We start from the raw sequence: 12,168 nt of genomic DNA, 5'->3' as shown, positions 1-12,168 counted from the left end.
CCCGGCGCCCACCACCCAACCGATCTCAGCTGAACAAGAAGACACCATGGATATTCGTAAACTGCAACGCGCCATCGTCGACGGCCTCGAGGATGTCAAAGCGCAGGACATCAAGGTGTACGACACCAGCCACCTGACCGAGCTGTTCGACCGGGTGGTGATTGCCAGCGGGACGTCCAATCGCCAGACCAAGGCGCTGGCAGCTTCGGTGCGGGATACGGTCAAGGAAGCCGGCGGCCATATCGTGGCGGTCGAGGGACTGGAAACCGGCGAATGGGTGCTGGTCGATTGCGGCGACGCCGTGGTCCACATCCTGCAACCCCAGTTGCGCATGTACTACAACCTGGAAGAGATCTGGGGCGACAAGCCGGTGCGCATGAAGCTCGCCACCGGCGCCCGCGGCCTGGCCAAGGCCAGCGAGCCGATGGAAGAAGACGAGGACGACGTCCCCGCCGTGCGCGGCACGCGCCGCGCCAGCAGCCTGCGCCCGGCGCTGGCCCGCCTGCCGGAAGGCATGAAGGAGCCGTCGCCGCCGATGGGCCACGAGGACACCGACCCGGACGCGATCGCCACCATCCGCAAGCCGGCCCGCAAGACCGCCACCAAGACCACGGCAACCAAGACGGCCACCAAGACCCCCGCCAAGACGACCGGCACCCACGCCGCGGCACCGCGCAAGACCGCCGCCGGCACCACGGCACGCAAGACCGCCACCAAGACGGCTACCAAGACCGCAACGAAGGCTGCAGCCAGCAAGTCCGCCGCAGCCAAGCCGGCGGCCCGCAAGCGCACCACCCGCTCGGCCTGATTCCCGGGCGCGCGGCTGCCTGCTGGCCGCGCAGCAGACAAGTCCTCATGCAACTGGTGATCGTGGCCGTCGGCCACAAGATGCCCGGCTGGATCGAAACCGGCTTCAGCGAGTATGCCAAGCGCATGCCGCCCGAGTTGCGCATCGAACTGCGCGAGGTCAAGCCGGAAACCCGCTCCTCCAGCAACAACGCCGCCACGGTGATGCAGCGCGAAGCCGCGCGGATCGAGACGGTGCTGGGCTCGCTGTCGAAGCAGTGCCGCATCGTCGCGCTGGACGAGCGCGGCCGTGACTTCACCACCGTGCAACTGGCTGCGCAACTGACCGACTGGCAGCGCGAGGGTGGCGACGTCGCCTTCCTGATCGGCGGCGCCGACGGGCTCGACCCGGCGCTGAAGGCGCGCGCCAGCACCCTGATCCGCCTGTCCAGCCTGACGCTGCCGCACGGCATGGTGCGCGTGCTGCTGGCCGAGCAGCTGTACCGGGCCTGGTCGGTCACGCAGAACCATCCTTACCACCGGGCCTGAGCCCGCCGCTCACCGGCGGTCGCTATCGCCGCTGGCGGTACAATGCGGGCCACCGCCGGGCTACCGGCACGCTCTCCATCCATGCCGATTCCGCCGCCCGGTTTCACGGGCGGGATCTTCGCCCCCGCGATGCACGACTACCTCTACCTCGCCTCCCAGAGCCCGCGCCGCCGCGAATTGCTGACCCAGCTCGGCGTGCGCTATGAACTGCTGCTTGCCGATGACGACGAGGACGCTGAAGCGCTCGAAGTCGTGCTGCCCGGCGAGACCCCCGACGATTACGTGCAGCGCGTGTGCGCGCTGAAGGCCGAAGCCGCGCTGCGCCGACGCGAGCGCCGGGCACTGCCCGACGCGCCGGTGCTGACCTCCGACACCACGGTGTGCCTGGGCGGCCGCATCCTGGGCAAGCCTGCCGACGACGCCGACGCCGCGGCCATGCTTGACTCGCTGTCAGGTACCACGCACCGCGTGCTGACCGCCGTGACGGTGGTATCGACCACCGGGATGTGCCATGCACTGTCGGTTTCCGAAGTCAGCTTCCGCCTGATGCAGCCCGCCGAGATCGAGCGCTATGTCGCCAGCGGCGAGCCGCTCGGCAAGGCCGGCGCCTACGGCATCCAGGGCCGCGCGGCCGAGTTCGTCGAGCGGATCGCGGGCAGCTATTCAGGTATCATGGGCTTGCCTTTGTTTGAGACGGCGGCGTTACTTCGCCAGGCCCGCCTGCAATTCTGAGCGGCCCGCCCCCGCGCCCAGACAAGACCCGGCCTGCGCGCCGGGCCACCCTATACAGCCGGGCCACCGGCGCCGCGTTTCACCGCTATGACTGAAGACATCCTCGTCAACATCACGCCCCAAGAGACGCGCGTTGCCATCGTGCAGCAGGCCGCCGTCCAGGAACTACATGTCGAACGCACGCTCACGCGCGGGCTGGTCGGCAATATCTACCTGGGCAAGGTCGTGCGCGTGCTGCCCGGCATGCAGTCGGCCTTTATCGACATCGGCCTGGAGCGCGCCGCCTTCCTGCACGTGGCCGACATCTGGCATCCGCGCGACGCCGACCGCAATGGCACCACGCCGCAACTGGCGATCGAGAAGACCCTGTTCGAAGGCCAGGCGCTGATGGTGCAGGTGATCAAGGACCCGATCGGCACCAAGGGCGCGCGCCTGTCCACGCAGGTGAGCATTGCCGGGCGCACGCTGGTGTACCTGCCGCAGGATCCGCATATCGGCATCTCGCAGCGCATCGAAGGCGAAGTGGACCGCGAGGCGCTGCGCAGCCGCGTGCAGGGCCTGGTGCCCACCGACGAGCGCGGCGGCTTTATCGTCCGCACCATCGCCGAGGAAGCGACCGACGAGGAACTTGGCAACGACATCGCCTACCTGCGCAAGATCTGGGGCGCGATCCGCCAGAACGCCACCACGCAGCCCGCACCCACCCTGCTCTACCAGGACCTGAACCTGGCGCAACGCGTGCTGCGCGACTTCATCAACGACGCCACCGGCGTGATCCAGATCGACTCGCGCGAGAACTACCAGATGCTGGTGGAGTTCGCCAAGGAATACACGCCGGCGGTGCTGCCGCGGCTGTCGCACTACACCGGCGAGCGCCCGATCTTCGACCTGTTCAATATCGACGCGGAGATCGAGAAGGCGCTGTCGCGCCGGGTCGACCTGAAGTCAGGCGGCTACCTGATGATCGACCAGACCGAGGCGATGACGACCATCGACGTCAACACCGGCGGCTACGTGGGCGCGCGCAACTTCGACGACACCATCTTCAAGACCAACCTGGAGGCAGCCCACACCATCGCGCGGCAGCTGCGGCTGCGCAACCTCGGCGGCATCATCATCATCGACTTCATCGACATGGAGAATGTCGAGCACCGCGACGCGGTGCTGTCTGAACTGAAGCGCGCGCTGTCGCGCGACCGCACCCGGATCACGGTCAACAGCTTCTCGCAGCTCGGGCTGGTGGAGATGACGCGCAAGCGCACGCGCGAATCGCTGGCGCACGTATTGTGCGAACAATGCCCGGTATGCCAGGGCAAGGGGCAGGTCAAGACGCCGCGCACGGTCTGCTACGACATCCTGCGCGAGATCATGCGCGAATCGCGCCAGTTCAATCCGCGCGAGTTCCGCATCCTGGCCTCGCAGGAAGTCATCGACCTGTTCCTGGAAGAAGAAAGCCAGCACCTGGCCATGCTCGGTGACTTTATCGGCAAGCCGATCTCTCTGCAGGTGGAATCGACCTTCCACCAGGAACAGTACGACATCATCCTGATGTGAAGCCAGATGGAGAAGGGGCTGCGCGGCCGCTGGCAAGCGCTGCCGGTTCGCATGCCTTCCCGCCTCGGTAGTCGCCCTAGCTCCCTCTTCCTCCTGTTCGCGCTTCGATCCGCTATAACTAAGCGAGGGAAGTCAGCGGCATCGTGACCGATGCCGCGCCCGGCGCGCAGCGTCCCGGTGTGACACAGCGGGACACGGCTGCGCCGGTCGGCGAGGAGGAGTCCGGCATGAACGCCACGAACCATGGGGCCTGTCTGCTGGCCGTCCTGCTGCTTGCTGGCTGCATCGAGTTTCCTGTTATTGCAAGACGCCCCAGCCCACCCTCACTGCCGCCCGCAGTGATCGCCGAAGCGCCGCCACCCAAGAAGGCGCCGCGTGCCACCCCGATCGCGCAAAAGACCATCAATATCGTCGCCACCTGCAAGCGCACCGAGGAAGACGGCTTCCGCGAAGATGCGCAGATGGATGTCAGGGGCAACGAAGTGCGGGCGCTGAAGTGGAAGCTGTGGGTGTCGCGGCGCGGCAGTTGCGAATTCAACCTGGCCGACTTCCGCCAGGTCGCCGACACGCCCCACATCGAACTGCAAGCCATCGACGGCAGCCAGTGCAAGCTGCTGGTGTGGCAGGACCCGCGCCGCGTGACGCTGGCCCATGCCCGCTGCGAGAAGCACTGCACGCCCGGCATCTATGAGCAGGCGTGGCCGGTGCTGTTCGATCCCAACAATGGGAAATGCGCCGAGATACGCTGAGCCGTCACGGCAAACGGCGCGCTATTTCGCTTTCGGCACCCGCCCCATCAGGTAGAACTCGTCGTTCGGGCGCATGCTGATGGAGTTGGCCATCCGGTTCGACAGGCCGAAGAACGCGGTGATGGCGGCGATGTCCCAGGCGTCCTCGTCAGAGAAGCCGTGCTCGCGCAGCGCCGCAAAGTCCGCCTCGTCGACTTCATGCGACGCCTTACACACCTTCATCGCAAAGTCGAGCATCGCGCGCTGGCGCGGCGGGATGTCCGCCTTCAGGTAGTTCACCGCCACCTGGTCGGCCACCAGCGGCTTCTTCTCGTAGATGCGCAGGATCGCGCCATGCGCCACCACGCAATACAGGCACTGGTTGGCGCCCGAGGTCGCCACCACGATCATCTCGCGCTCGCCCTTGGTCAGCCCGCCCTCCTTGAGCATCAGCGCGTCGTGATAGGCGAAGAAGGCGCGGAATTCATCCGGGCGGTGCGCCAGCGCGAGGAAGACGTTGGGGACGAAGCCGGCTTTTTCCTGGACTTCGAGGATGCGGGCGCGGATGTCGTCGGGCAGGTTGGCGACGGCCGGGACGGGGTAGCGGCTGATGGGGAATGCCGGGTCGGGCATGGTGGTCTCCTGTAGTTGTGCGTCTGTCACATGGTGTTCTTCTGCTTCAGATACTAACGGATCGGCGCGGGTTCGGCGCCGGCCATGTTGCGCATGGATCGCACGTACTGATGTCCACCGGATCAGGCATACTACGCACCTTCTGAACAAGGCGAGCGCCCCCTCCGAGCCGCCATACTCTTCCCGATGAAACGCATTCTCATCGTCAAGCTGACATCCCTGGGCGACATGGTTTTCACCCAGCCGCTGGTCGCGGACCTGCAGCGGGCTTTTCCCGGCGTGAAGATCGACTGGATTGCCGACTCCTATTGTGCCGATGTGCCGCGCTGGAACCCGAATATCGACCGGGTGATCGCCGCGCCGCTGCGTGCGCTGAAAAAGTCGCGCAAATGGTCCGACCTGCGCGCCATCTTCAGCGCGCTGCGTGAGCTGCGCCGCGAGAAATACGATGCCGTGCTCGACGTCCACGGCGTCTACAAGAGCGCCATCGTCTCGTTCCTGGCGCGCACGCGCCACCGCTATGGCTATCCGGTGCAGGAACTGGGCGAGAGCGGGGCCAGCTTTGCCTACAACCATATCTTTGCGCCGTTCGTCGAAGAGGACTGCGCGCGGCAGCGGATGCGCCGCGCGGTCAGCCGCGCGCTCGGCTTCGAGCTGACCAAGGAGATGGACTACGGCCTGCAGATGCCTGCGGATACGCCGGCCCCTGCGGCCAAGGGTCCGTACGCGATGCTGTTCCATGCCACCTCGAGTGAAGAGAAGAAGTGGCCGGTAGCCGACTGGATCAGCGTCGGCAGCGCGATCTCGGCACGCGGGTTGCGCGTACTGGTGCCCTGGGGCAACGAGGCGGAGCGCAAGGAAGCCGAGACCATCGCCGCCAGCGTGCCCGGCGCCGAAGTCATGCCGCGCCTGAGCATCACCGGCGTGGCGCAGATGGTTGGCAAGGCCTCGCTGGTGGTCGGCATGGATACCGGCTTCGTGCATATTGCCGACGCGCTGCGCCGCCCGACGGTGATCCTGTTCACGACGACTTCGCGCCACCTGTACGGTGTCGATGCGCCGGCGCGCGCGGTATCGCTGGGCGGGGGCGGCGTGGTGCCGCAGCGGGCCGAAGTGCTGGCCGCCATCGACGAGGTGCTGGGCGTGCAGCCGCCGGTCGCTTCACAGCACACCGGGCAGAAATAAAAAAGGCCGGCGCTCGGCGCCGGCCTGCAGTCCGGGGAGCTCCCCCGGCGTCTTACTGGTGAGTCGCGAACTGGATCCGGTGCAGCCCGGCGTAGAGGCCGTTGGCGGCCAGCAGTTCCTCATGCGTGCCCAGTTCCGCCAGCCGGCCGTGGTCCAGCACGGCGATACGGTCGGCGTTCTCGATGGTCGACAGCCGGTGCGCGATCACCAGCGTGGTCCGGCCCTTCATCAGTTCTTCCAGCGCCGCCTGCACCTGGCGCTCGGACTCCGAATCCAGTGCCGAAGTGGCCTCGTCCAGGATCAGGATCGGCGCATCCTTGTACAGGGCGCGGGCGATCGCCAGGCGCTGGCGCTGGCCGCCTGACAGCTTCATGCCGTTGTCGCCGATATTGGTGTTGACGCCCTCCGGCAGCCCCTTGACCGTGTCCGTCAGATAGGCCGCCGCCAGTGCGCGCTCCACCCGCGCCATGTCGATCGCGTCCTCGGATTGCGCGCCATACGCCACATTGGCCGCCACCGTGTCGTTGAACAGCACCACGTCCTGGCTGACGAAGGCGATCTGGTTGCGCAGGTCCTTCAGCGCCAGCTCGGGCAGCGCCATGCCGTCCAACAGGATCCGTCCCTGCGTGGGGTCGAAGAAGCGCGGCACCAGGTTCACCAGCGTGGTCTTGCCGCTGCCCGACGGACCCACCAACGCCACCACCTCGCCGGGGCTGACGCGCAGATTGATGCCCTCCAGCGCGGCGCGCGGCGCTTCGCCATAGCGGAAGCCGACGTTCTCGAACGCCAGCTCGCCGCGGGCCCGGCCGAGCGCCTTGCCGCCGTCCTGCGGCTCGACCGGTTCGTCGATCAGGCGGAAGATCATCTCCGCCGCGGTGATGCCGCGCGTCAGCGGCTGGTTGATGTCGGTCAGGTGCTTGAGCGGCGAGATCAGCAGCAGCATCGCCATCACGAAGCCGGTGAAGCCGCCCACCGTGGTCTGGTTGCCCTGCGCCTGCACCATCGCGATGGTGATGATGACCGACAGCGCCAGCGCAGCCAGGAAGGCCGTGACCGGCTGGTTCAGCCCGCCGGCCACCGCCATACGCATCGAGTAGTTCTTCAGCCGCTCGGCCACGGTGCGGAAGCGCGACAGCTCATACAACTCGCCGCCGTGCAGCTTGACCACCTTGAAGCCGCCCACGGCCTCTTCCACCACGTACGCGGCGTTGTTGGTGTAGGTCTGGTGGTCGCGGTTGAGCTTGCGCAGCCGGCGGTTGATCTTCGACATCAGGTAGCCGATCACCGGCAGGATTACCGCGACGATCAGCGTCAGACGCCAGTTCGTATAGAACAGGTAGATCAGCAGCGCCACGACCGTCAGCGAATCGCGCACCAGCGTGATGAACACGCTGGTCAGGATCTGCAGCACCTGGTTGACCTCGAAGATCACCGCATTGATCAGCGATGCCGCAGTGTTGCGGTGGAAGAACGCTGCCGGCGCATGCAGCAGGCGCTCGAACATCTGCATGCGCATCTTCAGCAGCACACGGTTCGAGATCAGGTTCAGCAGGTAGCCCGAGGCAAACTGCGCCACGCCGCGGATCAGCGCCACGCCGGTCAGGAGCGCGGGCACATGCCACAGCGTGCCGGCGTATTCGCCGCCGAAGCCTTTGTCGAGCAGGTCGTTGACGACCTTGGGAATCACCCCTTCACTGGCTGCGACCACCGCCATGGCAAGGATGGCGCCGACAAAGACGCGAAGCTCGGGGCGCAGGTAAGACCAGAGCCGGGCCGACATGCTGGACGGCACGGTAGAACCCGGCGAAATGGGCGGTTTGGATTTGGTCACTGAAGTGTCTTCTGTGTAGATGCGTTGGCCCGGGCGCGCACGCTAGCCCGGACGCTTCTGCCGGGCCACCCGCAGGAAGGGCCTGACGAGGAACTGGAACAGGAAGCGCTGATAAACGTAGCGGCGCAGATAATAGCCGATGCTGCGCCGGGCCTTGTCGGTGGCGTCGAGGTCGGCGCGATGGCCCTCCAGCGCCGATTCGTCCGCCAGCTCGGTCAGGCCGATGCAATACGGCACCACGGCGCGGACCGAGACCAGGCCGCGCTTCTCGAATGCGGACCAGTAGTCGGCCGCGCACCACAGCGGCTGCAGGCCGTCGAGCAGCCGCTGCGCCGCGGCGCGGGTGACCACATAGCCATGTGCGCGCCACCACTCGCCATAGCGCCTGACCAGCTTGCGGTCGCTGCCGAGCTGGCGCGTGCCCCAGCGCGTGTATTTGTCGATATGGGACAGCAGCACAACGTCGGGCCGGGCCGGATCGAGATGCTGCTGCAGGTCGGCGAGCACCGCCGGCAAGTCGTCGCCCAGCAGTGCATCGTCCTCCAGCACCAGCGCGAACTCCGCACCGTCGTCCAGCACTTTCCGGTACACGCCGAGATGGCTCAGCGCGCACCCGACCTCGCCGCGGCTCATGGGCCGGTAGCTGACCGCAGCGGCGGCCGCATCATAGCGCCGCGCTACTTCGTCTTCGGGCAGGGCGCGCCCGTCCACGGCGGGGAACACCTGGAAAGGAACGCCGAGCCGTTCCAGCTGGCCGGAAATGCGCTGCCGGCGTGGCTGCGCGCTTGCCAGGTTGATCACGTAGGCGCCGATCATGCCGCCACCGCCTGCGCATCCGGCCGCGCCAGCGGCTCGGGCTGGTGATCCCTGGCCACCACAATGGCAAAGCAGGTGGAGATCATCAGCGTGTAGAACGCGTTGGTCATCGCAATGAAGAACATGGCTTCGGTCAGGCCGAACAGCAGAAAGCCGACGCTGGTGGCAAGGCCCATGGTGGCAGCCACGCGCACCACCGCATCGCGGTTACGTACATGGCGCAGGAAGAAAACGGCCGGCACCAGGTAGGCGGCGAGTACCGCCAGCATGCCGGGCAGCCCCATCGTGGCGCCCAGATACAGGATGTCGTTGTGCGAGTGCGAGAACTGGGTCGTGGCCGGCGTGATAAAGCCGCTGGCCGCGAGCGCATGCAGGGTGGACGAGAAGCCTTCCGGACCCACGCCGGTCAGCGGGTGCGATTGCAGCATGTTGAGCGACGCCTTCCACAATTGCAGCCGCCAGCCCTCCGAGGTGTCCAGGCCGGTTTGCGAAGAGAAGGCCGCGATATTTGAGAATGCCTCGGTCACGCGCGTCCTGACGATGCTGCTGCAATAACCGCCGACCGCCATGCTGCCGACTAGCGCGGCCAGCAGTGCCGCGCGGCTGCGCCAGTTCAGCCCGCGCATGACCATCAGCACGAACAGCAGCAGTACGGGAATGGCAATCCAGCCGCCGCGCGTGGCGCTGATATACGAGGTGTACAGCCCGGCCACCCCCGCCAGCAGCTTGGCGCCGACGGCCAGGCGGTGGCGGCGGCGGTCCCAGCCTACCGAGATCAGGGCCAGCATGCCCATTAGCAGCGACAGGTTGGCAAACGGAATCACGTTACTGATGCCGACATGGATCGGCCGGCCGTGTTCCGCCAGCGTGTGGATCCAGACCGCGGACACGATCGCGCCAGCCACCAGCCCCCACTGCACGCCTTGCAGCGCGCGCCTGCCGAGCTGGGCCAGGCCCCATGCCAGCAGCGCGAACAGCGCAAAGCGCAGATAGAGATATGGCACGTCAGGCGGCTCGCCACTGAGGACCTGGCGCAGCAGCAGCGCGGCCGGCAGCGACGCCATCGCGGCCACCATGACCCAGTGGGTGCGCAGCATCGTCCCCCATGACGCCAGGCCGGCCCGGCGCTGCAGCGCGAGGGCAATCAGGCACCACATCAGCAACAGGGTGAAACCGGTATTGGCTGCGGAGGGATAGGTCAGCAGCAGGAGCGGAAAGGAGATCAATGCGGCACACGCCACCAGGGACAAAACCTTTTCCATCCCTGTAAATTGGGACAAATGTGCTCTTATCATCAAGTTCGTGATTGAGAAAACTGCCCGGGGAGGCTGGCAGGAAGCTGCCAGGCGTCTCCAGGGGCACTGCGCCGGTGCGGTAGAATGCGCGGTCAACATCCACCGCCTGGCGCCGTGGGCAACGCCGGCGGCCCGTCGGTTTGTCCGACCTGTGCGCCGCCCTTACGTTCCATGAGAGTCTCGGCCGTCATCATCACCAGGAATGAAGCTCACAATATCGGGCCATGCCTCGACAGCGTGTCCTGGTGCGAAGAGGCGATTATAGTGGATTGGGCTAGCACGGATGACACCGTGGCCATTGCGCGTGCAGCCGGCGCCACAGTGATCCAGACCGAGACGTGGCCGGGCTTCGGTCCGCAGAAGAACCGCGCGGTGGACGCCGCCAGCGGCGACTGGATCCTGAGCCTGGATGCGGACGAACGCGTAACGCCGGCCCTGCGCGAAGAAATCCTGGCACAGCTGCAGCAGCCGGGCGCGCAGGCCCTCGCCCTGCCCCGCCTGTCCGCGTTCTGCGGCACCTTCGTGCGCCACGCAGGCTGGTATCCGGACTACGTGACCCGCGTCTTCCGCAAGGGCCGCGGCCGCTTCACCGATGACCTGGTCCACGAGCATCTCAAGGTCGACGATCCTCTCGTTCATCTGAAAGAACCGCTGGTCCACTACAGCTACCGTTCGCTGTCGGACGTGCTGCGCAAGATCGACGCCTATTCCAGCGCCGGTGCGCAGCAGGCCTACGCCCGCGGCAAGCGCAGCTCGGTCGCCTCGGCCGCCGGCCACGGCCTGTGGGCCTTTATCCGTACCTATTTCCTGAAGCGAGGCTTCCTGGACGGCAGCGCGGGCTTCGGCGTGGCGCTGATGAATGCGCAGGCCAGCTACTACAAGTACGCCAAGCTGGCGCAGCTGCACGCTGCCGCTGCCAGTGCCGCGGACGCAAAGCCCGCCCCCTGACGCGGCCGCCTCCATCCTCCATTCCCTCCATCGATGAAAGTTGGCATCTCCTGCAATCGCTTCGGCGCCGGCGGCGGCCTGGAGCGCTATGCCCTCGACATCAGCCGCGCAATGGCGGCTCGCGCCGGTACCGAGGTGTCGGTCTACGCGCGCCGCTTCGACGCGGGCGTGGCGCAGTCGGCCGGCGTCGCGCCGCATCGCATCGTGGTGTCATGGCTGCCCGGCAAGCTGCGCGACCGCTATTTCTCATGGCGCCTGCAGACGCGCGTGCCCGCCGACGAGGTGCTGATCGGCTGCAACCGCGTGCGCGGCTCGGACATCGCCATTTGCGGTGGCACCCACCGCGGCTACCTGGCCGCGCGCGGCACGCCGCCGCGGCGCTCCGACCAGTGGCAGATCGACCTGGAGAGTGCGCAGTACGCCGGCGCGCATCGCGTGGTGGCCCATTCCGCGCTGATGCGGCGCGAGGTAATCGAGTTGTACGGGATGCCGCCGGACCGCGTGGAACTGATCTACCCTCCGGTCGACACGCAGCGCTTCACGCCGGTGGATGCCGAGGCGCGCGCCGCGTTGCGCCGCGAGTTCGGTTTCGGCCACGACGAGGTGGTGTTCCTGTTCCCGTCTTCAGGCCATGCCCGCAAGGGTTTCGACCTGCTCGCCGACTATTTCTCGAAATCGGACCTCCCGATCACGCTTGCCGTGGCCGGCCGCCCGGTCGGGCGCACCATCCCGCGGGTACGGGAGCTGGGCTACAGCAGCCGGATCGACGCGCTCTACCGCGCCGCGGACGTCACTATCCTGGCGTCGGGCTATGAACCGTTCGGGCTGGTCGGGGTGGAATCGGTGCTGTGCGGCACGCCGCTGGTGTTTGCCGACAATATCGCCTGCCTTGAGGTGATCCGGCCGCAGGCGGTGCATGCGTTCGCACGCGATCGCGCCGATACGCTCGACCGCGCGATTCGCGCCGCGGTCGACGCGGCACGCAGCGGCCAGGGCCGGCTGGCGGATCCGATGGCGATGCTCAACTACGATCCAGGCATCGAGGCCCACGTCGACGCGCTGCTATCGCTGGCAGCCAGCGCGCGCGCCGCCCGGCAGGCGGCCTGATATC

At 66.9% G+C, this 12,168-nt stretch carries 12 protein-coding genes; 8 read left to right on the top strand and 4 right to left on the bottom strand.

From position 1 onward, the window contains the following. Nucleotides 1-46 precede the first annotated feature (46 nt). From rsfS to ABNX08_RS04260, 5 genes are all read left to right on the top strand, one after another. Entirely contained in the window at nucleotides 47-808 is a 762-nt protein-coding gene (gene rsfS / locus ABNX08_RS04280; RefSeq protein ID WP_022533933.1) for a ribosome silencing factor, read from the top strand. Nucleotides 809-855: 47 nt separating this feature from the next. Then, a complete protein-coding gene (gene rlmH, locus ABNX08_RS04275) occupies nucleotides 856-1,335 on the top strand; it encodes a 23S rRNA (pseudouridine(1915)-N(3))-methyltransferase RlmH (protein ID WP_022533932.1) in 480 nt (159 codons plus the stop codon). A 129-nt stretch (nucleotides 1,336-1,464) separates the two neighbouring features. Next, nucleotides 1,465-2,067 (top strand): Maf-like protein, encoded by a 603-nt coding sequence (locus ABNX08_RS04270; RefSeq protein WP_041681268.1) that lies wholly within the window; start codon nucleotides 1,465-1,467, stop codon nucleotides 2,065-2,067. An 87-nt stretch (nucleotides 2,068-2,154) separates the two neighbouring features. Beyond that, complete coding sequence (gene rng / locus ABNX08_RS04265; protein WP_022533930.1) at nucleotides 2,155-3,621, top strand: ribonuclease G; 1,467 nt, start codon at nucleotides 2,155-2,157, stop codon at nucleotides 3,619-3,621. A gap of 227 nt (nucleotides 3,622-3,848) precedes the next feature. Continuing rightward, nucleotides 3,849-4,370 (top strand): hypothetical protein, encoded by a 522-nt coding sequence (locus ABNX08_RS04260; RefSeq protein WP_041680962.1) that lies wholly within the window; start codon nucleotides 3,849-3,851, stop codon nucleotides 4,368-4,370. Nucleotides 4,371-4,391: 21 nt separating this feature from the next. Here ABNX08_RS04260 and ABNX08_RS04255 read toward each other — a convergent pair whose 3' ends face one another. Next, entirely contained in the window at nucleotides 4,392-4,982 is a 591-nt protein-coding gene (locus ABNX08_RS04255; RefSeq protein ID WP_022533928.1) for a peroxidase-related enzyme, read from the bottom strand. 186 nt (nucleotides 4,983-5,168) lie between these two features. On the opposite strand from ABNX08_RS04255, the gene waaC reads away from it, so the two are divergent. Continuing rightward, nucleotides 5,169-6,167 (top strand): lipopolysaccharide heptosyltransferase I, encoded by a 999-nt coding sequence (gene waaC, locus ABNX08_RS04250; protein ID WP_349609581.1) that lies wholly within the window; start codon nucleotides 5,169-5,171, stop codon nucleotides 6,165-6,167. Nucleotides 6,168-6,219: 52 nt separating this feature from the next. Here the strand turns inward: waaC and msbA are convergent, their stop codons facing one another. The 3 genes from msbA to ABNX08_RS04235 form a co-directional block, all read right to left on the bottom strand. Next, nucleotides 6,220-7,947, bottom strand: a complete 1,728-nt coding sequence (gene msbA, locus ABNX08_RS04245; protein WP_349609649.1) for a lipid A export permease/ATP-binding protein MsbA — start codon at nucleotides 7,945-7,947, stop codon at nucleotides 6,220-6,222. A gap of 93 nt (nucleotides 7,948-8,040) precedes the next feature. After that, on the bottom strand, nucleotides 8,041-8,814 hold the full coding sequence (locus ABNX08_RS04240; RefSeq protein WP_349609583.1) for a glycosyltransferase family 25 protein: 774 nt from the start codon (nucleotides 8,812-8,814) through the stop codon (nucleotides 8,041-8,043). After that, nucleotides 8,811-10,094, bottom strand: a complete 1,284-nt coding sequence (locus ABNX08_RS04235; RefSeq protein WP_349609585.1) for an O-antigen ligase family protein — start codon at nucleotides 10,092-10,094, stop codon at nucleotides 8,811-8,813. Before ABNX08_RS04235 ends, ABNX08_RS04240 begins: the two co-directional genes overlap by 4 nt. 186 nt (nucleotides 10,095-10,280) lie before the next feature. On the opposite strand from ABNX08_RS04235, the gene ABNX08_RS04230 reads away from it, so the two are divergent. Then, nucleotides 10,281-11,057 (top strand): glycosyltransferase family 2 protein, encoded by a 777-nt coding sequence (locus ABNX08_RS04230; protein WP_349609587.1) that lies wholly within the window; start codon nucleotides 10,281-10,283, stop codon nucleotides 11,055-11,057. Between the two features lie 33 nt (nucleotides 11,058-11,090). Next, on the top strand, nucleotides 11,091-12,164 hold the full coding sequence (locus ABNX08_RS04225) for a glycosyltransferase family 4 protein (RefSeq protein WP_349609589.1): 1,074 nt from the start codon (nucleotides 11,091-11,093) through the stop codon (nucleotides 12,162-12,164). The last annotated feature ends 4 nt before the right edge of the window (nucleotides 12,165-12,168 follow it).

This window comes from Cupriavidus sp. DF5525 (assembly GCF_040149425.2).
Lineage (GTDB): Bacteria > Pseudomonadota > Gammaproteobacteria > Burkholderiales > Burkholderiaceae > Cupriavidus > Cupriavidus pickettii_A.
This window is presented reverse-complemented; position numbering and strand designations above follow the sequence as displayed.